General features: G+C 57.1%; 20 protein-coding genes and 1 tRNA gene. 9 read left to right on the top strand and 12 right to left on the bottom strand.

Annotated features, from left to right (window positions below):
• The first annotated feature begins 71 nt into the window (after window positions 1-71).
• The 3 genes from pcnB to prmC all read left to right on the top strand — a co-directional run bounded on the left by pcnB (window position 72) and on the right by prmC (window position 3,910).
• Complete coding sequence (gene pcnB, locus E9954_RS00515) at window positions 72-1,289, top strand: polynucleotide adenylyltransferase PcnB (protein ID WP_136077306.1); 1,218 nt, start codon at window positions 72-74, stop codon at window positions 1,287-1,289.
• A gap of 194 nt (window positions 1,290-1,483) precedes the next feature.
• The gene (locus E9954_RS00510; protein WP_136077305.1) at window positions 1,484-3,016 is read left to right on the top strand and encodes a sigma 54-interacting transcriptional regulator; all 1,533 of its coding nucleotides are present in this window, start codon (window positions 1,484-1,486) and stop codon (window positions 3,014-3,016) included.
• A gap of 27 nt (window positions 3,017-3,043) precedes the next feature.
• Complete coding sequence (gene prmC, locus E9954_RS00505; protein WP_136077304.1) at window positions 3,044-3,910, top strand: peptide chain release factor N(5)-glutamine methyltransferase; 867 nt, start codon at window positions 3,044-3,046, stop codon at window positions 3,908-3,910.
• 97 nt (window positions 3,911-4,007) lie between these two features.
• On the opposite strand, the gene msrA is transcribed toward prmC, so the two are convergent.
• On the bottom strand, window positions 4,008-4,562 hold the full coding sequence (gene msrA / locus E9954_RS00500) for a peptide-methionine (S)-S-oxide reductase MsrA (protein WP_222846990.1): 555 nt from the start codon (window positions 4,560-4,562) through the stop codon (window positions 4,008-4,010).
• A gap of 175 nt (window positions 4,563-4,737) precedes the next feature.
• Complete coding sequence (thiC, locus tag E9954_RS00495) at window positions 4,738-6,552, bottom strand: phosphomethylpyrimidine synthase ThiC (protein WP_407947750.1); 1,815 nt, start codon at window positions 6,550-6,552, stop codon at window positions 4,738-4,740.
• A gap of 541 nt (window positions 6,553-7,093) precedes the next feature.
• On the opposite strand from thiC, the gene bioB reads away from it, so the two are divergent.
• Both bioB and E9954_RS00485 read left to right on the top strand, forming a co-directional pair.
• A complete protein-coding gene (gene bioB / locus E9954_RS00490; protein WP_136077302.1) occupies window positions 7,094-8,074 on the top strand; it encodes a biotin synthase BioB in 981 nt (326 codons plus the stop codon).
• Between the two features lie 47 nt (window positions 8,075-8,121).
• Complete coding sequence (locus E9954_RS00485) at window positions 8,122-9,099, top strand: tRNA dihydrouridine synthase (protein WP_136077301.1); 978 nt, start codon at window positions 8,122-8,124, stop codon at window positions 9,097-9,099.
• A gap of 42 nt (window positions 9,100-9,141) precedes the next feature.
• Here E9954_RS00485 and E9954_RS00480 read toward each other — a convergent pair whose 3' ends face one another.
• From E9954_RS00480 to E9954_RS00470, 3 genes are read right to left on the bottom strand one after another with little or no spacing between them, the layout of a single operon-like run.
• A complete protein-coding gene (locus tag E9954_RS00480) occupies window positions 9,142-9,870 on the bottom strand; it encodes a hypothetical protein (protein ID WP_136077300.1) in 729 nt (242 codons plus the stop codon).
• A 10-nt stretch (window positions 9,871-9,880) separates the two neighbouring features.
• Complete coding sequence (locus tag E9954_RS00475; protein WP_136077299.1) at window positions 9,881-10,600, bottom strand: hypothetical protein; 720 nt, start codon at window positions 10,598-10,600, stop codon at window positions 9,881-9,883.
• Window positions 10,601-10,615: 15 nt separating this feature from the next.
• Window positions 10,616-11,398 carry a hypothetical protein gene (locus tag E9954_RS00470; protein ID WP_136077298.1) on the bottom strand — a complete coding sequence of 261 codons (783 nt, stop codon included), beginning with the start codon at window positions 11,396-11,398 and terminating at the stop codon, window positions 10,616-10,618.
• A gap of 130 nt (window positions 11,399-11,528) precedes the next feature.
• Between E9954_RS00470 and thiE the strand changes: the two genes are divergently transcribed.
• The 4 genes from thiE to E9954_RS00450 all read left to right on the top strand — a co-directional run bounded on the left by thiE (window position 11,529) and on the right by E9954_RS00450 (window position 13,849).
• Window positions 11,529-12,155, top strand: coding sequence for a thiamine phosphate synthase (gene thiE / locus E9954_RS00465; RefSeq protein WP_136077297.1), 627 nt, complete (start codon window positions 11,529-11,531; stop codon window positions 12,153-12,155).
• Between the two features lie 47 nt (window positions 12,156-12,202).
• Window positions 12,203-12,287 (top strand) — tRNA-Leu (locus E9954_RS00460).
• A gap of 90 nt (window positions 12,288-12,377) precedes the next feature.
• Window positions 12,378-12,638, top strand: a complete 261-nt coding sequence (locus tag E9954_RS00455; RefSeq protein WP_136077296.1) for a hypothetical protein — start codon at window positions 12,378-12,380, stop codon at window positions 12,636-12,638.
• A 56-nt stretch (window positions 12,639-12,694) separates the two neighbouring features.
• Entirely contained in the window at window positions 12,695-13,849 is a 1,155-nt protein-coding gene (locus E9954_RS00450; protein WP_136077295.1) for a 4-phosphoerythronate dehydrogenase, read from the top strand.
• A 52-nt stretch (window positions 13,850-13,901) separates the two neighbouring features.
• On the opposite strand, the gene E9954_RS00445 is transcribed toward E9954_RS00450, so the two are convergent.
• The 7 genes from E9954_RS00445 to E9954_RS00415 form a co-directional block, all read right to left on the bottom strand.
• Window positions 13,902-14,237, bottom strand: coding sequence for an SET domain-containing protein (locus E9954_RS00445; RefSeq protein WP_222846989.1), 336 nt, complete (start codon window positions 14,235-14,237; stop codon window positions 13,902-13,904).
• 69 nt (window positions 14,238-14,306) lie between these two features.
• A complete protein-coding gene (gene uvrA, locus E9954_RS00440) occupies window positions 14,307-17,126 on the bottom strand; it encodes an excinuclease ABC subunit UvrA (RefSeq protein ID WP_136077294.1) in 2,820 nt (939 codons plus the stop codon).
• Window positions 17,127-17,227: 101 nt separating this feature from the next.
• On the bottom strand, window positions 17,228-17,488 hold the full coding sequence (locus E9954_RS00435; RefSeq protein ID WP_136077293.1) for a hypothetical protein: 261 nt from the start codon (window positions 17,486-17,488) through the stop codon (window positions 17,228-17,230).
• A gap of 81 nt (window positions 17,489-17,569) precedes the next feature.
• Window positions 17,570-18,628 (bottom strand): tRNA dihydrouridine synthase, encoded by a 1,059-nt coding sequence (locus E9954_RS00430; protein WP_136077292.1) that lies wholly within the window; start codon window positions 18,626-18,628, stop codon window positions 17,570-17,572.
• A 401-nt stretch (window positions 18,629-19,029) separates the two neighbouring features.
• Window positions 19,030-19,533 (bottom strand): hypothetical protein, encoded by a 504-nt coding sequence (locus tag E9954_RS00425; RefSeq protein ID WP_136077291.1) that lies wholly within the window; start codon window positions 19,531-19,533, stop codon window positions 19,030-19,032.
• 317 nt (window positions 19,534-19,850) lie between these two features.
• Window positions 19,851-20,258, bottom strand: a complete 408-nt coding sequence (locus E9954_RS00420) for a hypothetical protein (RefSeq protein WP_136077290.1) — start codon at window positions 20,256-20,258, stop codon at window positions 19,851-19,853.
• Window positions 20,259-20,326: 68 nt separating this feature from the next.
• Window positions 20,327-20,824: a hypothetical protein gene (locus E9954_RS00415; RefSeq protein ID WP_136077289.1), complete on the bottom strand. Its 498-nt coding sequence runs from the start codon at window positions 20,822-20,824 to the stop codon at window positions 20,327-20,329.
• Window positions 20,825-21,033 lie beyond the last annotated feature (209 nt).

The following is a 21,033-nucleotide window of genomic DNA, read 5'->3' as shown; positions in this document are numbered from 1 at the left end:
GCTGTAAAAATCCACCATGCGGTGGATTTTTTCTTTTTTCCCACCCCCCCTTCGAATACCCTGCGCCACTTATGGAACCAACCGTAGTTAAGAGAGCCGACCACAATGTCAGCCGAAAAAATATCAGCTCCGCCGCCGTAAAGGTGCTCTATCACCTGAAGGACGAAGGCTATACCGCCTATTTGGCCGGGGGCGGCGTACGCGACCTGTTGCTCAACCGCAACCCCAAGGATTTCGACGTGGCAACCAATGCCACCCCCGAACAGATCCGCAAATTGTTCCGCAACTGCCGACTGGTTGGCCGCCGTTTCCGGCTGGCCCACATCCTGTTCCGCGGCGAGGTGATTGAAACCTCCACCTTCCGCGCCCCGGTGCCTGAAGATGCCGATGACACCGTCCACTGCGAAAACACCTTTCGGACCGCCGATTCCGGGCAGGTGATGCGCGACAATATTTTCGGCACCCCGGAAGAGGATGCCCTCCGGCGCGATTTCACCATCAATGCGCTCTTCTACAACATTGCCGACTTTTCCGTGATCGACTACGCGGGCGGCCTTGAAGACCTGGAACAAAAGATGATCCGCGTCATCGGCGATCCCGACAAACGGTTTGCCGAAGATCCCGTGCGCATGATTCGCGCGGCGCGTTTTGCCGGCACCCTCGGTTTCGAGATCGAACAGGGAGCCTACGACTCCATCTGCCGCAACAAGGACCTGCTCCGCCACGCGGCCCCTTCGCGCATGTATGAGGAAGTCCAGAAGCTCTTTTTCTGCGGCCATGCCAAGGAGGTTTTCCACTGGCTGGAAAAAACCGATCTCCTGCACCCGATGTTCCACGATTTCTCGCACTGGATCGACGAGGACAAGACGCGCCACGACTGGGTAATCCATGCGCTGGACCAGATGGACCGGTGGCGCAAGGCCGGCCTGCAGGTGCACCCGGCCCTGCTCTTCGCGTTGATCTTCGGCGAGTATCACGAATATTTGATCCAGCAGCTCGTCGAGGCTGGCCAATCGCACCTCGACGCCGCCCGCAACGCGGTGCACGGCCACCTCAAGGGCATGTGCGAAAACGTCCGCGTGCCCAAAAACGTGATTTACCAGGTTTCCGACATCATGGGCAACCAGCAGCGCTTCGAACGCACCAAAGGGCGCCGACCGCAGCGTTTCATGCAAAGCCGCGGCTTCCTCGATGCCTTCCTCTACTTCAAGATTTCCTCCAAGGCCCACAACCGCAACCAGGAACTACTCGAATACTGGAACGAAATGCGCCAGCCAAAGAAATCGTAGCGGGGGATCGGTGCATTCCCCCGACCTTGGCTTTTTCTTTCAGCGTTTGGTTTGAATCGCCCCCCGCCCCGCCTGCTTCATGCCCGTAGGACAAATATTTCCAAAACACACTTGTGTGCACCCTGCCTATTTAGATACATTTTTGTATTCAGGTTTGGGCAATGAACAAGCCCACCCCGCATGAGGATGCAAAAATGAATCAAAGTGAAAAAGAACTGCAGGTTCTGTATAAAATCTCGCAGACCATCTCGGCTCGCCAGCACAATATTTCCGGGTTGCTGAACGAGGTATTGGAAATCATGGAAACCGACATGGGGGTCTTGCGCGGAACGCTGACCCTGCGCAAACCCGGCACCGATATCCTGAACATCGAAGCCTCCAGCGGGCTTTCCACCAGCGAAATGCGCCGCGGGCAATATGAGCTGGGCGAGGGCGTCACGGGACGCGTCGCCAAGACCGGGCAGCCCGATCTCATCCCCGACATCAGCAAGTCGCCGGATTTCCTCAACCGCACCAAGGCGCGCGGCGATCATAAAACGGCCTTTATTTGCGTACCGATCATCCACCACAAGGAAGTGATCGGAACCATGAGCATCGACCTTCCGTCCTCTGCAGAAGAAGAGCTACAGGGCTATTCCGTGTTTCTCGAGCACGTTGCCCAAATCCTGGCATCCGCCGTTTCGACCATCCGCGAGGAGAACGAGGAACGCAATGCGCTCGAATCGGAAAATGAAATGCTGCGGCGCCAGCTAGGCGGGCGCTACAGCATCGACAACATGGTGGGCAACTGCAACTCGATGCGCGCGGTCTATGAACAGATCGTCCAAGTGGCCAACAGCGCAGCGACGGTGCTGGTGCGGGGCGAGTCCGGCACCGGCAAGGAGCTGGTGGCCCGGGCCATCCATTTCAACAGCCCGCGCAAGAACAACGCCTTTGTGAGCGTCAATTGCGCCGCCCTGCCCGAAAACCTGATCGAGTCCGAACTCTTCGGCCATGAAAAGGGGGCCTTCACCGGGGCGCAGCAACAGCGCAAGGGGCGCTTCGAACTGGCCAACGGCGGAACGATCTTCCTCGACGAAATCGGCGACATCTCGCCGCCAGTCCAGGTGCGCCTGCTGCGCGTGCTGCAGGAAAAATCGTTCGAACGGGTTGGCGGCAACGAAACGATCACCGTGAATGTGCGCGTGGTGGCCGCCACGAGCCGCAACCTGGAAGAGGGGATGACGACCGACACCTTCCGCGAGGACTTGTATTACCGTCTCAACGTCTTTCCGATCATGCTGCCGCCATTGCGCGAACGCAAATCCGACATCATGCTGCTGGCCGACCACTTCCTGCAAAAGTATGGCGAAATGTATGGCAAGGACATGAAGCGCATCTCCACCTCGGCGATCAACATGATGATGGCCTACCACTGGCCAGGCAACGTGCGCGAACTGGAAAACTGCATAGAACGGGCCGTGCTCACCTCGTCCGACTGTGTCATCCATGGCTTCAACATGCCGCCGTCGCTGCAGACCAGCGATGAAACCCACACCAGCCTACTGCCCGAAAACGGCGCCAACCTGAAACAGATGATCGAGGCCTACGAACGCGAAATCCTGATCGATGCACTGAAAAAACATCGTGGCAATGCGGCGGCGGTCGCCCGCTACCTGCAAGCCACGCAGCGCATCATTAACTACCGCATCAAGAACCTCGGCATTGAACCACGGAATTACAAGTAGGGCCCAAACGCCCCGGACCGGACAACCATGGAAATAGACCAACTAGTTGAATCGTTCGCGTTCCGCTTCAAAGCCTCCGGCGTGGACAATGCCAAACGGGTGGCGGAGGAACTACTGGCCCACGTCTTTGAATGCCGGCCGCTGGAAATCTACACCGGGAAGCCCCCCGAAGCGCGCTCCACCGCCGAGCAGTTCAAGATCATCAGCCGGCTTGAACCGCTGGCCGAACGAATTGAGAACGGCGAACCGCTGCAGTACGTGGTTGGCCACGTCGACTTTTGGGGACTCCAAATCAAGTGCGATCCGCGCGCACTGATCCCCCGCCCCGAAACGGAGCTTTTGGTCGAAGAGGTTTTGGCCTCGAAGGTTTGGAACCAAAAGAAGCCGGCAACGGTTATCGATGTGGGGATTGGCTCCGGGTGCATCGTCATAACCCTGGCCAAGCAACGACCGGATGCCAACTTCAAGGCGGTGGATATTTCCCCGTCCGCCCTTGAGCTGGCCCGGGAAAACGCGGAAGCCCATGGCCTGAAAAATCGCATTCTTTGGATAGAAGGATCCTTGCTCGAGGGCCACGCCCCCGAAAGCGCCGATGTGGTTGTGGCGAACCTGCCCTATATTGCCTCGAAGGACTGGAGCGAGCTCCACCCATCGGTGCGAGACCACGAGCCGAAGTCGGCGCTCGACAGCGGCCCTACGGGCATGGAGCTGATTGAAGACCTAGCCATGCAGGCTCGATCCATCCTCGTTCCGGGCGGGCAGATCTTCCTCGAATTCGGCTACAACCAAGGCAAGGCCGTCCTTGAGTGCCTTGAAAACATGGGCTATGCCGACATCCAGATCAAAAGCGACCTTGCCGGCCACGACCGCATGGCCATCGCCACCAATCCGTAGCCCCTTTTTTCCGACTGCCGAAGCCAAGGTGGGCTGACGGCAAAACATCATACTTGCATAAGTACGATATCATACTTATGCAAGTATGATGTTTCACTCAATCCCGCAGATAGTGGCAGCCGGTGTGGTGGGAGCCGCGGTTCTTGAAATAATCCTGGTGATACGCCTCGGCGGGATAGAATTTTCCTCCGGCCGTGATTTCGGTCACGATGGGCTTATTCCACTTTTTCTGGGATTCGGCCTTTATCTTTTCGGCGGCGGCCTTTTGCTCGGGGGTGTAGTAGAAAACGGCCGACCGATACTGGGTTCCTTTATCGGGTCCCTGGCGATTCATGGTGGTGGGATCGTGCAACCGCCAGAAATAGGCCAAGAGCTCGTCGTAGGAAACCCTGGAGGGATCATAGACGATTTCAATCGCCTCGGCATGGCCGGTTTCCTTGCTGCAGATTTCCTTGTAGGTGGGGTCGTCGGTTTTTCCGCCGGTGTAGCCTACGGTTGTATCGACCACTCCGTCCAACTCCTGGAAGACCGCCTCAACCCCCCAGAAGCAACCCGCCGCAAATACCGCCTTTTCCATCTTTGTCTCCTTAGTCCCTGCGCCCGCCGCAACTGCCACAGCCGCCAATGCCATCGTGATCCATCTCGTTTTCATGGTTATCTCCTATGCATCTTTTAGAGGGCGATATCAAGATTTCGTTCAATGGAGAGCATGCAGGGTCCATGTGAAACGGCAACATTCCTTGGCCCCGGGCGACACTCCGTTTAACGAAATGCGTTGCGCCAACCGCGCCGACCTAAACGCGGCGTGCTTTGCGCGGAGCAGCGTTCTAGGTGTAGAGTTCGGCCTCCTGCACGGCAAACTCGCGCGATTTTTCCTGCATCCCTTTCTCAACGGCTTCGGATTCGGAGAGGCCCTGTTCGGCGGCATATTGGCGGACGTCTTCGGAGATGCGCATGGAGCAAAACTTGGGCCCGCACATGGAGCAGAAGTGCGCGGTCTTGGCATCTTCGGTCGGCAGCGTTGCGTCGTGGTAGGAACGGGCGGTTACCGGGTCGAGCGCCAGATTGAACTGGTCTTCCCAACGGAATTCGAAGCGCGCCTTGCTGAGCGCGTTGTCGCGGATTTGCGCGCCGGGGAACCCTTTGGCGAGGTCGGCGGCGTGGGCGGCGATCTTGTAGGTGATCACCCCGCGCTTGACGTCCTCCTTGTCCGGCAGGCCGAGGTGTTCCTTGGGCGTGACGTAGCAGAGCATGGCGCAGCCATACCAACCGATGTTCGCGGCACCGATGCCGCTGGTGATATGGTCGTAGCCGGGCGCAATGTCGGTGGTCAGCGGCCCGAGGGTGTAGAACGGGGCTTCAAAACAGGAATCGAGTTCCCAGTCCATATTATCTTTAATGCCCTGCAGCGGCACATGGCCGGGCCCTTCGATCATCACCTGAACATCGTGCTTCCAGGCAATTCGGGTCAGCTCGCCGAGGGTTTCGAGCTCGCCGAGCTGCGCCTCGTCGTTGGCATCGGCGATGGCGCCCGGGCGCATGCCGTCGCCCAGTGAAAGCGACACATCGTATTGTTTGCAGATCTCGCAGATTTCCTCGAAGCGCTCGTAGAGAAAGCTTTCCTTATGATGCGAAACGCACCACTTGGCCATGATGGAGCCGCCGCGACTAACGATGCCGCAGACGCGCTGGGCGGTCATGGGAACATAGCGCAGGCGGACGCCGGCGTGGATGGTGAAATAGTCGACGCCCTGCTCGGCCTGCTCGATGAGCGTGTCGCGGAAGAGTTCCCACGTCAGGTCTTCGGGGCGGTCGCCCACCTTTTGCAGCGCCTGGTAGATCGGTACGGTCCCGACCGGAACCGGGCAGTTGCGCAGGTTCCATTCGCGGGTGTCGTGGATGTTTTCGCCGGTGGAGAGGTCCATGATCGTGTCGGCGCCCCACAGGGTGGCCCACTGGACCTTCTCGACCTCCTCGCCAATGCTGGAGCTGACGGCGGAGTTGCCGATGTTGCCGTTGATTTTCACCAGGAAGTTGCGGCCGATGATCATGGGTTCGGCTTCGGGATGGTTGATGTTGGCCGGAATGATGGCGCGGCCTTCGGCCACCTCCTTGCGCACGAATTCGGGCGTGATGAAATCCGGGATTTGGGCGCCGAATGCCTGGCCCGGATGCTGGTGGTCCGGGTGCCGCATGCCGGCGGTCTGCGCCTGGGCCAGCAGGCCGGCATCGTGTTCGGACTTCATGTAGACCGCCTTGAACGCTTCCTGGCGGCCCATGTTTTCGCGGATGGCGACGAATTCCATTTCGGGGGTAACGATGCCCTTGCGGGCATAGTGCATCTGGGACACGTTTGCGCCCGGCTTGGCGCGGTGGACGGGTTTCCCCAAACCCAGGAACGGAATCCGGTTCGCATCGCCGCCCAGCCCGTCGTCGCCGGGCTGGTAGCCGCGGGCGGAGTAGGCTTCGGTATCCCCTCGTTCAGCAATCCACTTTTTCCGGAGGGGCGGAAGTCCCTTTTCCAGATCCAGGATATGGTTCGGATCGCTCATCGGACCGGACGTGTCGTAGGCGAGGATCGGCGGGTTTTCCAAAGAAGAACCATCGGCCCTGCGGGTATCGGTCAGGCGGATTTCGCGCATGGGGACGCGGATGTCGGGGCGGGAACCGGTCGCATAGACCTTGCGGGAGTTGGGGTAGTCGGTTCCATAGTCGTTGAATTCGTGCTTTTCCTGGATCATGGTTTTCCTTGTCGTATTGCGTACTGCGTATTTCGTATTGCTGATCGGCCAATACGCAGTAAGCAATACGCAGTACTGGTTTACTTCCAATGTTCGGAAAAATGCAGGAAGGGGGCGCGGCGCGCTTCCCTTCGCCGGCATTATCCGTACAGGTTCGAAGGGTTTTTCTCAGCCCTGCCAGCCGGTGGCTGGAAATCCAAAATCCCAATCCCCAAATCCTAAACACCGTCCCTCCAGCTGAGTTTAGAAATTAGTTTTCAGTGCTTAGGATTTTCCGCGCAACGAATGGGCACCCCTAGCGATAGGCAGTGAATATACGCCTTCGCCGACACGCGTCAACCCTTTTGATGACTATGTTTATCATCTTTTGCGCATCTATCGGTTTACAACCCGGAATCCCGTGGTAGTATCCGCCCCCGTTAATTGATTTGGAGAGAAAACCATGGATTGGAAAGTAATCAGCGACCGCGTGTTGGATGGCGGCAACATTACGGAAGAGGAAGCCTTGGCGATCCTGGAGTCGCCGGACGACGAGCTGCTGGAGGTGCTGCAGGGCGCCTTCCGCATCCGTAGGAAATATTTTGGGAACACGGTTTCGCTGCACCTCTTGCGCAACGTGAAAAGCGGCAAGTGCCCCGAGGATTGCGCGTTTTGCTCGCAATCGACCTCGGCCATCAACGATGTGGAGCGCTACGACTTCCAGACGGTGGAAAGCATTGTCGAGGGGGCGCAGGCCGCGGTCGATCGCAATGCCAAGCGCTACTGCGTGGTGTCAAGCACCCGCGCCCCGGCGCCGAAGGAGCTGGAAACCATTTGCGAAGCCGCCATCCAGATTAAACGGAAATATCCGGATCTGGAAATCTGTTCGTCCCTTGGCCTGCTGACCGAGGAAAAGGCGATCCGCCTGAAGGATTCAGGCGTCGACCGTTTCAACCACAATCTCGAAACCTCCGAAAACTATTTTTCGGAAGTGGTGACCACCCACGAATTCGAGGATCGGGTCAACACCGCCAAGATTGTGAAGAAGGTCGGGCTCGACCTCTGTTGCGGTGGCCTGTTTGGCATGGGAGAGTCGCTTCAGGATCGTGTGGATCTTGCCTTTGCCTTGGCCGACCTGAACGTGGACTCTGTTCCGATCAACTTCCTCGACCCGCGCCCTGGTACAGAGTTCGCGGGCAAGCCCAACCCGTTGAAGCCGAACGACTGCCTGCGGGCGTTGGCCATGGTTCGCTTTGTGATCCCGGAAACGGAAGTCCGCATTGCGGGTGGACGCGAAACCACGCTGCGCGACCTCCAGCCCCTCGCCCTCTACCCGGCCAACTCCATGTTTACCGCCGGCTACCTGACCACCGGCGGACAGAGCTATGAGGAAGACAAGCGCATGATCGAAGACGCCGGGTTCGAGATTGAAATGAATGCGTGAGGCGTGAGGCGTGATAATCACGGCTCAATCGTCACTCGTCATCAACCATGAATTTCTGGAATTCCATAGACCGCCCGATCATTGCCTTGGCACCGATGGAAGATGTTACCGACACGGTACTGCGCGAGCTATTGATCGGGCTGGCCGATCCGGGCGCATTGCATGTGGTGATGACGGAGTTTGTCTCGACCGATGGGCTGGTGCACCCGAAAGCCCGCAAGCGCATTAGCCATCGCCTGCAGGTGACTGGCGAAGAGCGGCGGTTGCTCAAGGAGAAGAACGTAAAGATCGTGGCCCAGATTTGGGGCAACACCCCCGAAAACTACCAGCAGGTGGTCAGGGAAATCACCGATGAAATGGAGTTCGACGGGATCGACATCAACATGGGTTGTCCTGTTCCGAAGGTGGTGCGCCGCGGATGCTGTTCCGGTCTGATCGGCAATCCGTCGCTCGCCAAGGAAATCATCCAGGCCGCGCAGGAAGCCACCCACCTTCCGGTTTCCGTCAAGACACGCATCGGCCTGAAGTCGGTCGCCACCGAGGAATGGATTGGCCATGTGCTCGAAACCAAACCCGCCGCGCTGACGATCCACGGGCGGACGCAAAAGCAGATGTCGGATGGCCTGGCCGACTGGGGCGAGATTGCCAGGGCGGCACGGTTGCGCGACCAGCTCGGGTTGGAGCTGCCTGTGATCGGCAACGGTGACGTACTTTCGCTGGAGGAAGCACGCGCCAAGTGCGCCGAATTCAAGCTGGATGGCGCAATGATCGGCCGCGGCATTTTCCATAATCCATGGATCTTCATGGAAGAGCAGCGCGAGCGCACCAAAGAGGAAAAGCTCGATCTGCTATGGAAGCATACCGAGCTTTTCGACCGCGTTTGGGGCGACACCAAGAATTTCCACATCCTGCGCCACTATTATTCCATCTATTCCAAGGGTTTCCCCGGCGCCGCCGAGCTACGCGCCCGCCTGATGCAGACCGGGTCCATCGCGGATGTGGAGCGGATTCTACGACGAGCATAGGCACGCTTTTTCATCTGCTCGTTCTTCCTTACCGGCTTTGCGTCAATGGCGCTTCCAGGTGTATTCCTTCTCGACGGAACTGGGATCGCAGATTTCGCGCATGAAGGTATTTCCGGCCGGCGTCTTGAGGTAGACCCGCACGCGGATGCCCTCCATATTATCCTCGGACATTTTGTTGTAGGACGTATTGCGGTCAACGGTTCCATCTGAATAATAGGTCGTCTCCAGTTGTGCCTGATAATACCGGAATAGTTTAATCTCTTTGGTCGTTTCAAGATGCTTCCCCCGAACAGGAAGCCTAAGGACCTTTGATTTTCCCGTCTCCACCGTCAGCTTATCCGCACCGCCTGCAAGATTCTCGGTATTCATATACATGCAGTATTCAATCCAGATCCCTTCGAACGGGGCGCCCGATTTGTTATCCAGCTGGATCTCATAGAAACAGGGGGATTTCGCCCGTTTGGTTTCCGAAGTCTCCCCCGCAGTTCCCTTTCTCTTGTCCACGTTGACCCGGAGCTTGGAGTTCGAAAGAAAATTCTGGGCGGCCAGCCATTCCTTGATGTAGGCCTGGTCGGCCTCGGAAAAGATATTTGCCGGGACGGTGACCTTGCGGCGGTCGTCACGCTCGACCGTGATTTTCCCGGACCGGGTATCAACCTTGATGAGCTTCGCCTTGATCTCGCGGCCATCCTGATCGGTGAAGGTGCGGTATTCGCCGTCCCCGAAGGAGGAAAGGGCGAGCGCCAAAACCAACAGCACGGCAACCTTCATTGACGTCCTTCTACCAGGCATACTTGCCTTTGATGCTGTCTGGTTCATAGACATCGCGCACCGCGGTTTGACCGCTCTTGGTCTTGACCGTCAACCGCACCCAAATCCCCTTGAGCTCGCCGCTCGTCGACTCGGGATCGCCACCCTCCACATAGTAGTCCGACATGTTGAACTCGAATTCCTTGAGCACCACCGGTTCCGTATTGGCTCGCCGCGTCTCCTTCGCCCGCACCCGTTCGACGTCGAGCGTTCCCGATTTGACCTGCTGGTGGTTCACCACCTTCTTGGTGGCCATATCGTTTTCCTCCTGTTCGTAGTAAATACGATACTCCACCTTCAAGGGGTCGATCTCGGAAGCCGTGCGGTTCGCCAAAGAAACTTCATAGACATATTTCTCGAACTTGGTCTCGAAGGCGTCGTCGCCCTCCTTCCACTGCTCCAGCTTTTTCTTGGCGCATTCGATCTTGAACTGGGACGAGCTTCTGAAGCCATCGAGGGAGGCCCATTCCTTGATATAATCCTGGTCCGCCTGCACAAAAATCGTAGGATCGATCTTCTTGCGCGAGCCGTTTGCCAGCTGGAGCTCAACCTGGCCCAGCTTCGCGTTGTAGTCCATAATCTCCGCCTCGACGGAACGACCGTCCGGCAACTTGAACGCATGCATTTCGGCTACGGCCCAACCAGAGGCCAACAACACCGAACAGATTAAAATGGATTGGATTGATTTCATCGTCTTCTCCTAATGCTATTTCTTTTTGCGCTTCTTCTTGCCCGAAGAGGTTTCCACCTCGGCTTTTGGAGGGGCTTTCCAAACCTGCTGCTTCATAACGCTGGCCGGCTCGCAAAAGTCGCGGACAAAGGTTTCGCCGCTCTCCGTGGTCAACTTGGCCTTCAGCCAAACACCCTTCATCTTCGAACTCTGTTTGCCGGTTGCCCCGTTGGAATAGTAATAGCCTCCGGCCAGATACTGGTAGACCAACGTCACGGGATCGGTCTGGACTGCGACGGCGGTCCGGGGAGCCACCGAGTTAATGCTGTTCCGCCCGGAATAGTCCAGCCGTTCCTTCCGTTCGCCGCTGGCCTCGGGATATTCCTGCTCCCAATAGACGCAATACTCCACCTCGATATTCTCGAAGGTGTAGGCCGAGCCATTCTTAAGGTCGCAAATGTAGACGACCTTCTCGAATTCGCGGTTGACGCCAATCCCGCCACTTTCGCTCCAATCCTCAATCACTTTCTTCTCCCCCTTGAAGCGGAATCCTGAACTGGCCATGAATGCCTGCCCAATAGCCCAGTCGCGGATATAAGCCTGGTCGGATTCAATGAAAACCGTAGGCTTCACCTTCTTGCGTTGCTTGTTTTCCAGCTCCAGCTCCACCAGGCCGCGCTGGGAATCAACCTGGATAATCCTGGCGCTCACCACCTGCCCTTGCTGGCTGGTAAATATATGTAACTTACTGGTGCCCTGCGCAATAGACCCGCAAAAGACCACTCCCAACAACAAACTCCAACGTCTACCCCGTTTCATATGCATCCCCCGCATGCTCAAAACTGAATGCATAGTTTACGGATCAACAAAACGTTGAAAAGAAAAAACCTGCCCTTTCCTATGCATTCGCAGTTTCCTCCCCGGAATCCTTATGTCTTAATGAACGCCTATGAAGGAAAATTTCGGACTCTACCTCATCCTGACCGACCCCGTTTCCGGCTACGAAGCCGCCGCGAAGGCCGCCGTTGAATGCGGCGTGCGCTATCTCCAGCTACGTATGAAAAACACCCCCCGGGAGCAGGTGGCCGCCACCGCCCTCGCCCTCCGCGACATCACCAAAAACACCCAAACCCGCTTCATCGTCAACGACGACCTCACCGTGGCCATCGAATCCGATGCCGACGGGATCCACCTGGGTCAGGCCGACCTGTCCGTCGAAGAAGCCCGCTCAACCTGGAGCGTTCCCGGCAAAATTTTCGGATTGTCCACCCACAGCCTCGAACAGGCGCTTCTGGCCGCCGAGGCCGCGCCCGACTATATCGGCGTCGGCCCCGTCCATCCCACCCCAACCAAGGCCGATGCCGATCCCGCGCTCGGTGCCGCGGAAGTGGGCCGGATCATAGGCCAATCCCCGCTCACCGCCGTGGCCATCGGCGGCATCAACGCTCAAAACCTCCCCGGGCTGCTCGAAGCCGGGGCACAAAACTATTGCGTCGTCAGCGCCGTCAACGCCGCAACCGATCCCGCAGCCGCCATCCGGGCCTTGCAGAAAATATGGGAACGCCACGTTTTTTGAACTTGAGCCCCCCCCGCCCGACCCACTACATTACCCTCTTTTTTACCGGGCGAGTGGTGAAATTGGTATACACGCGAGATTTAGGTTCTCGTGCCTAACAGCGTGCGGGTTCGAGTCCCGCCTCGCCCACCATCTTTTTAGTACAGTTTTAGTCTTATGCAAATGACCCGAGGCAAAGTTCCGCATTTCACCATGCGGCCCCATCCGATCGTGACGGGAGCAATGATTCTCATTTTGATCATGGGCTTCTTGCTGGCCATGTCTTTTTTCTCGCAGGAGGAAGGCACCGGCGACTTCCAGCGCCGCGGTGTGCTGACGCTCATCGTCACCGCCGTCCTCTGCATCTGCCTGGCCATCCTTGCAACGGCCAAGTTTTGGTTCAAGCACCTGTGGAAGAAAAACTCCACCCACGCGCGCCACAAGCAACACACGAAGCACCACCCCGCAATGAGGGAACGCGAGTTCCGCCGCCAACGCCCCTAGATTTTCCCATCATTGGTTCTTGAGCCACCTCGGGGATAGGCCGACAATGCGTACCCATGAAAATCGTTTGCGCAGAAACCGTATTGCTTGGCCACGAGGCTTTTTCCAACGCGGGGAAGACCGAGGTCATCCCCGACCGCGAAATCACACGCGAGCACCTGCTCGATGCCGACGCGCTGATTATCCGCTCTAAAACAAAGGCCACCGCCGAACTATTGCACGACACCCCCGTCAAGTTTGTGGGGACCGCCACGGCCGGCACCGACCACATCGATGCCGGGTGGTTGCAAAAACGCGGCATCTACTGGTGCGCCGCGCCCGGATGCAACGCCAACAGCGTTTCCGAATACCTGGTCGCCGCCCTGCTCACCCTCAGCCGCCGGCATGGATTCGATCTCGCGGGAAAAACGATCGGCGTGATCGGCTGCGGCAACGTCGGAAGCCGGGTGGTGAAAAAATTTCATGCGCTGGGCCTGGATGTGCTGCGCAATGATCCGCCGCTGGCCGCCGTCTCGCCCGACCCCGACTTTATGCCGCTGGGAGCCGTTCTGCCGGAGTGCGACATCGTCAGCCTGCATGTTCCGCTGGTGAAACATAAGCCTTGGCCGACCGAGCGCATGGCCGACTACACCTTCTTCGAACAACTGAAACCCGGGGCCATCTTCGTGAACGCCGCCCGGGGCGATGCCTGCGACTACGACGCACTGCTCGATGCGCAGGCCGGCGGCGCCGTCTCCCGCATGGTGCTCGACGTGTGGACGCCCGAGCCGGCCTTCCGCTCCGACGTCCTCAAACGCGCCGACCTCGCGTCGCCGCATATCGCCGGCCACTCCTACGAAGGCAAGCTTAACGGAACCGTGGCCTGCTACGACGAACTCTGCAATTTCTTCGAGATCCGGAAAACGTGGAACGTGGCCTCCTCCCTGCCCGTCGCCGAGGTTCCAACCCTCGAAATCGATTGCGCCCACCGGGACGACGAAGAGGTGCTGCACAAGATCGTGCAACAAGTCTACGACATTGAGACCGACGACCGGCTAATCCGCGAAGCCGCCGTCCAGGGCGAAATCGAACGGGCCCGGAACTTCGATGCCCTGCGCAAGAACTACCGCACCCGCCGGGAATTCCACAACACGGAGGTCGCACTGCCCAATGCCTCCGCCGGCCTGCAGCGCAAAGTGGCTGCGATGGGTTTTAAGAGACGTGAGGCGTGAGGCGTGACAAGGCAAGCCTACCGCATAGGCCAAGCCCATCACGATTCACGCCTTACTTTTCACTTTCCAACCATTCGACAAACAGATTGCCATAGTGAAACGTGATCTCGTCGCCGGGGTCAATAGCCCGCAGCGCATGGAGTTCTTCGCCATCGAATTCCGCGTTCGGTTCGCAGGAGTGGTTCAGGAATTTCAGGTTGGTATACCCGTTCACGCCATATTCAACCCCGTCCTCGTCCGTGACCCAAAGCACATAGGTATCGTCCTCCTCGGTACGATGGCCATGGTAGGTTCCAATCTTCGCGCCTTTATCGATGGGTTCAATGGCGTAGACCCCTTTTCCATGGATGCGGCTATCCCGCACCTCCAGCTTGTGCATGTTCGGCATATCGCCCCCCCCACAAACGCCTTATCCAGATCGACGGCCGTCGATCTGGATAAGGCGTTTGTGTGTTTGTTAATCCAGTAATTCCTTCAAATATTGCCCCGTGTAGGATTTCGCGCACTTGGCCACTTTTTCCGGCGGCCCGGAAACAACCACGGTTCCGCCATTGATGCCGCCGCCGGGTCCGAGGTCGACAATGTGGTCGGCGCGCTTGATCATGTCGAGGTTGTGCTCGATCACGATGACGGTGTTGCCCTCGTCGCGCAGGCGCTCGAGCACCTCCAGCAGCTTGTGGACATCGGCGAAGTGGAGGCCCGTGGTCGGCTCGTCCAGGATGTAGACGGTCTGCCCGGTCGAGCGTTTGCTCAGTTCGGTCGAGAGCTTGACGCGCTGCGCCTCGCCGCCGGAAAGCGTTGTGGCGGGCTGGCCGAGTTTGAGATAACCCAACCCCACCTCGCAAAGCGTCTTCATCTTGCGCTGGATCTTGGGCACCGCCTCGAAAAATTCGAGCGCCTCGTTGATCGTCATATCGAGCACGTCGGCAATATTCCTGCTTTTGTAATGCACTTCGAGCGTCTCGCGGTTGTAGCGTTTTTCATTGCATTGCTCGCACGGCACATAGACATCCGGCAGGAAGTGCATCTCGATCTTGAGGATGCCGTCGCCCTTGCAGCGTTCGCAGCGTCCGCCCTTGACGTTGAAGCTATAGCGACCCGGCTTGTAGCCGCGCATCTTGGAAGCAGGCAATGTGGCGAACAGGTTGCGGATATCGGTGAACGCCCCGGTGTAGGTGGCCGGGTTCGAGCGCGGCGTGCGGCCGATCGGCGACTGGTCGATCACGATCATCTTATCGACAAAGTCGAGCCCCTCAACACTCTTGAACTTGCCGGGTGCATCCTTCGATCCATTGAAATGCCGCGCCAGCGCGCGCTTGAGCGTGTAGTCGGTCAGCGTACTCTTGCCGCTGCCCGACACCCCGGTCACGCAGGTGAAGAGGCCGAGCGGGAAACGGGCATCCACCTTTTTCAGGTTGTTGGCCTCCGCGCCCTTCAGTTCGATCCACCCCTTGAAGGGTTTCGTCCGTTTTTCCGGAACCTCCACCTGCAGCTCGCCGCGCAGATACTTCGCCGTCAGCGTATCGGCCGTCATCAGCTTGTCGGTCCTGCCCGCAAAAACCACCTCGCCGCCGTGGCGCCCGGCGGCGGGGCCGAGATCGACCACATAGTCGGCCGTGCGGATCGTCTGCTCGTCGTGCTCGACCACAATCACCGTGTTGCCCAGGTCGCGCAGGCCTTGCAGCGTATGGATCAGCCGGTCGTTGTCGCGCTGGTGCAGGCCAATGCTCGGCTCGTCGAGCACATAGACCACGCCCACCAGCCCCGCCCCGATCTGCGTTGCCAGCCGGATGCGCTGCGCCTCGCCGCCGGAGAGCGTGCCGCTCTCGCGGTCGAGCGTGAGGTAGTCGAGCCCCACGTTGACCATGAAGCCGAGGCGCGACCGGATCTCCTTGAGGATTTCCTTGGTGATCAAGGTTTCTTGCTTGGTCAGCTTGAGCGCTTCGAAAAAGCGCTGCGAATCGATCACCGAATCGGTGATGATTTCGCGGATATTGCGGCCGTTCATGGTGCAGGCGAGCACCGCCGGGCGCAGGCGCGAGCCATTGCACTCGGGGCAAATCCGCTTGGTCATGTAGCCGCGCAACCAGTGGCTCATCGCCTCGCTCTCGTTGCTTTCCACCCGCTCCATCAACATCGGGAAAACGCCCCGGAACGGCTTCTTGATCAGGCGGCGGCGCATGTAGTATTCAATATCTTCGTCGCCCGTGCCATGGAAGATTTCCTTCTGCACCTTTTTCGGAAGCTCCTGGAACGGGGTGCGCGGATCAATCCCGTGCCGCTCCGCCACCGCCTGCAATAGCTTTTTATGATAGATGATCATCCGGTGCCCGCCATAGCGCCACGGATGCACACAGGACTCGATGGCCAGCGACGGGTCCGGCACCACCTGCTCTTCGTCGAACACCATTTGCGTGCCGAGGCCATGGCAGGTCGGGCAGGCACCATACGGACTGTTGAACGAAAAGTGTCGGGCTTCGAGCTTATCGAAGCTGATCCCGCAATCGTTGCAGGCGTTATGCTCCGAAAAGAGCCGCTCTTCCCAGCCGCCATCCCCGGTGGCCACCAGCGCCGTCACCAAGCCCTCGGCCTGCCCCAGCGCCAGCTCGACCGAATCGGTCATGCGGCTGCGGATGTCGTCCGAAACCGCAAGGCGATCCACCACCGCGTCGATGGTGTGCTTGAACGTCTTTTTCAGCTTCGGCACGTTTTCGATTTCGTACACCTCGCCATCGACGCGCGCGCGGACAAAGCCCTGCTTGCGGATCTGCTCGTAGACCTCCACATGCTCGCCCTTGCGGCCGCGCACCATCGGCGCGAGGATCATCAGCTTGGTCTTGGCGGGCAGCTGCATCAACTGCTCGACAATCTCCTCGGCGCTCTGGCTGCTGACGGGCTTGCCGCATTGGTAGCAGTGCGCCTTGCCAATGCTCGCATACAACAGCCGGAGATAGTCGTAGATCTCCGTCGTCGTCGCCACGATCGAACGCGGGTTCGAACCCGCCGTGCGCTGCTCGATCGATACCGCCGGGGATAGCCCTTCAATGTAGTCCACATCCGGCTTCTGCATCTGCCCCAGGAACTGGCGCGCGTAGGCCGAAAGGCTCTCCACATATTTGCGCTGCCCCTCGGCATAGATGGTGTCGAACGCCAGCGACGACTTGCCGGAGCCGCTCAGCCCCGTCACCACCGTCAACTCATCGCGCGGGATCTTTACATGCACATCCTTCAGGTTGTGCTCCCGCGCCCCCGCCACGTTTATCCATTGTTTAGCCATGCCTGAACTCCAGCATATTGGATGCAACGAATGTAGGAAAAACAACGAATAACTAGCGGCATGCGGGATTCGTTGTTTTTCCTACATTCGTTGCTGGATTATTATAGGGATTTCTTTCCGCGATAGGTGAACAGCTGCTCCCACTCGTAGGTTTCATCGCCACTGTAGATGTTGAGCGCATCGAGGATCTTTTGCTGCATGTGCATCGTCAGGCGGCGGCCCTTGCGGCCTTTCTGGATCTGCTTGTGGGTGATGAATCCCGGAGGGGCAATCGATACGAGATCGTTGTTCTTAATGTTCTTCTCGGTCATGATGGCATCCAACGGCTGGGTGCCGACGTTCATTTCAATTTCTTCAGTCATAGTTTCCTTTTGCATAGCGTGTCGTTTAAAACACGAGCCGTGAGCCGTGAGCCGTGAGCCGTGAAAATCACGCTTCACCCATCAATCGTCACGCTTATTCTTTTCCATTAAAACATCAACTTCTTCCATGATTGCATCGACCGACAAAAGGTGGGCGAGCTTCATGAGCAACTGCTTCTTACCAAACAATCCCTTCACATAATAGGGAATATGGGTGCGGAACTGGATGCAGGCGGCCTGCTCCGCCGAATATTTTTTCGCACGGCTCGAAACCTCCTGCTTCAGCTCATTCAGCTCCACCAACCGCCGCAGGTGCTCCGCCATCATATCGCGGCGTTCCGCGAGCGACGGTAGCAGGCGGGACGCCTGCGGTACGGCATTTGTATCGCAGGCGTCCTGCCTGCCCCGCCGAATGGCCTCGAAAATCCACGGATTTCCAATGGCGCCTCGGCCGATCATCACACCGTCCACGCCGGAAACCTCGACCATCTTTTCGGCATCTTCCGGCGAATTGACGCCGCCGTTGCCGATGATTGGGATTTTCAGCTGCTGCTTCATCTCGGCGAGCTTTTCCCAATCGGGATCGCCGCCGTGGAAATGTTTTGCGAGACGGGCGTGGACGGCGATCATATCCGCCCCGCTTGCCTCGACGACCTTTGCGATTTCGAGATGGTCGGCGGTGTCGTGGTTGAATCCAATGCGGGTCTTGACCGAGACCGGCAACGCGACGGCGCCTTTCACCGCTTCGATAATCTTCGCCATGCGCGGCAAATCCTTGAGCAGCGCCGCGCCGGCGCCGCGCGACACCACCTTCTTGACCGGGCAGCCGCAATTGATATCGATCCAGTCGAAACCGCCCTCTTGCTCCATGATTTTTGCGGCTTCGGCCATGCGCTGCGGATTCGCCCCGAAAATGTGTCCGGCAATGGGATGCTCGTTCTCCGCAGGCTTTAGCACCTCGAAGGTTTTTCCTCCGTCGCGGCAAAGCCCTTCCGAGCTGGCGAGCTCGGTATAGACCGCCCCGGCGCCGTGCTCGAGGCACAGCGTGCGCATCGCGGCATCGGTGTAGCCCGCCATCGGGGCGAGCACCACGGGAAAGTCGATTACCACGGAGCCAAACTGGAGGGGGGATAATTTCATAAGAAAAGTATGTAGTTCCGCCTTTAGGCGGCCAGTCCCATCAAGCCATTCAACCAAAACCGCCTAAAGGCGGAACTACATACCTTACTTTAAGGGGGAAGGACAAACCTATAAATCCCGACCGATGCACCAATTGCCTGCAATTTGAAATCGGAATTCCGACTTAGAAGCGATTTAATATCCGGATTAATACGGAGGTTATCGATGACCGGATTCATTATTGTATTGGTATGCATTGCTGGCTCCATCGCCTGGGGCATCACCGCAGGCCGGAAGCGCCGCAAGGTACAGGAAGAGCAGGATCGCGAACGCGGTTGATCCCACAAAAAAGGCGGCCAAAAGCCGCCTTTCCCTGTCTACATTCCGTTCATCAATGATCGTGAGCGCATCGTTGCCGCGCCCTACTCCTTATAACCTGACCAAGTGCCGTCGAGTCTGCTGCCATAGCCAAATCGACCAATCTCGACAATGCCTTCCATCGTAGTACTGGTGAACTCGGCGATGCGTATCGCGATATAGTGGACATCGCCAACACTAAAATTGCTTGGATCTGTGTCACTTATTAGATGGAGGGTGTGCAAAGAACCGTTCAGCCCCCCTTGAACCGAAAAGTTCCCGTAGAGGCTATCCACGGCAGTGCCGGTGATTGAATCACCAACATGAACCAGATTCAGGTCTATCATGGAAACCTTGCCTGAAACTGTTTCCTTGCACGACCCAGTCCACCTGCCGTTCATCGTAATGGCTGAAGACGAACCGCTGTCATCAGGAGGAGTTGTGTCCCCGCGGCCACCGGAAGAGCTATCGTCATCTCCTCCGAGGCACCCAGCCACCACGAAAGCCATGCAAAACGTGGCAACCCATACTACCCAGTGTCGCGCTATAATCATCCACATGTTCTTCATCAATTCATTCCCTTTCCACAACTCCACGTGATTCTTACAGCTAAAGACTGAGCTGAATAGTTGTTTCTGACAAGATATTAAGCAATTCTATGATGGTAACGCACGCGACAACAGTGCGAAGTCTCCCCAAGTAATCTCGGCGCGGGCAAGTTCAACTTTAAACTACACGATTATTTCGATGTCGATCCCGCCGTGCGTGAAGCACCCACCGTGAAACTGGAAAACTTAAACATGAATGGATACATTATGAAGGGCGACGCTCTGCCGGAGCCACCATGCTCGGAATGGCTTAGACAGAGTCTCTTGCAATACACAACCTATTGCCGTGTTAATTCAATACGACGCCATCCATCATCAAAATGCGCAGCCGATCCTATCCATGTGTCATTGACGACGGCACCTGAGAATTTCGTTGCGGTATTAGAAAAATCCCCATTCACAACGAATGATAAGTTATTCCCGCTAACCGACCCCTGGAGGTTATGATCGCTAACTAAATTCTCCGCAGACATCATTCCGCTGACCGAACTTCCGTACTGTGTTAAAGACAAAGAAAAGGAATACCCACTCGCATCAAGTCCAGACCACATTCCTGTAACATCCACACTTGGCTCGGTATCTCCTTCTTCGCTCTCACATCCTGACAAACCTACAACCAAACTGGCCGTTGCAGCAAATACAACCGTTCGCCTAGCGAGTTTCCACCATTTATTTTTCGTTTTCATTGCCTAAACCTTGGGTTGAGACTGGATTCAATTCAACATACAAAGAACCCCACCTCGCATTGCTCGGGTTATTGAGCGGTTACATTGAACGTAAAATCGTACTGGCGACCGTATGAACCATCTACTGAATAGAGTTTCCCCGTGATCCTGCCTGAAATTGTTGCCCCAGCCGCTGTAGATGATCCCGAGTAAAACTCAATAGTGATACTGCTTCCTTCATTCAGGGAGTTAAGACCTCCCTCGGCAGTAGAAGTATTGGAAACCCAGCTGTTTGGGGTCTGGCTATTGCATTGGACAAATTGAGGAAGGCTGTCCCCGGTTGCGGAGGAAATGTCTACCGAAAAATTAAATGGCCCGCCGGTAGGGGAAGTGCCATATACCGTAAGATTTCCACTTGAAACCGTACCTATCGATGCGACAATTTCTCCAGTTCTTAGTTCAAGCGACACCTCTCCATTATTGCCTGAGCTATCGTCGTCACCACACCCTGTTATGGTCATGATCAAGGATATGGCTGTCATTAATGAAACTGTACGACCTGCTACTCTACACCATTCTATTTTCATTTGTTACCGTTCCTTTTTTGGCTGGGTAGTAGCCTACAACAACTCCACCCAAGTATTTTATCAATTCCTATACATACATAACAATTAGCAGTATCCATACCAGATACAAGCCATTATTTATTGAAGACATCTTGAAAACACATTCTTTATTCCACCTAGCAAGTAATGAAGCTAAAGCCCCTGCCCGATGAGACGCACGGCATTTTGAA

This window comes from Pontiella desulfatans, from assembly GCF_900890425.1.
GTDB classification, from domain to species: Bacteria; Verrucomicrobiota; Kiritimatiellia; order Kiritimatiellales; family Pontiellaceae; genus Pontiella; species Pontiella desulfatans.
Note: the sequence above shows the minus strand (reverse complement) of the source record. Positions and strands in the feature narration are given on the sequence as shown.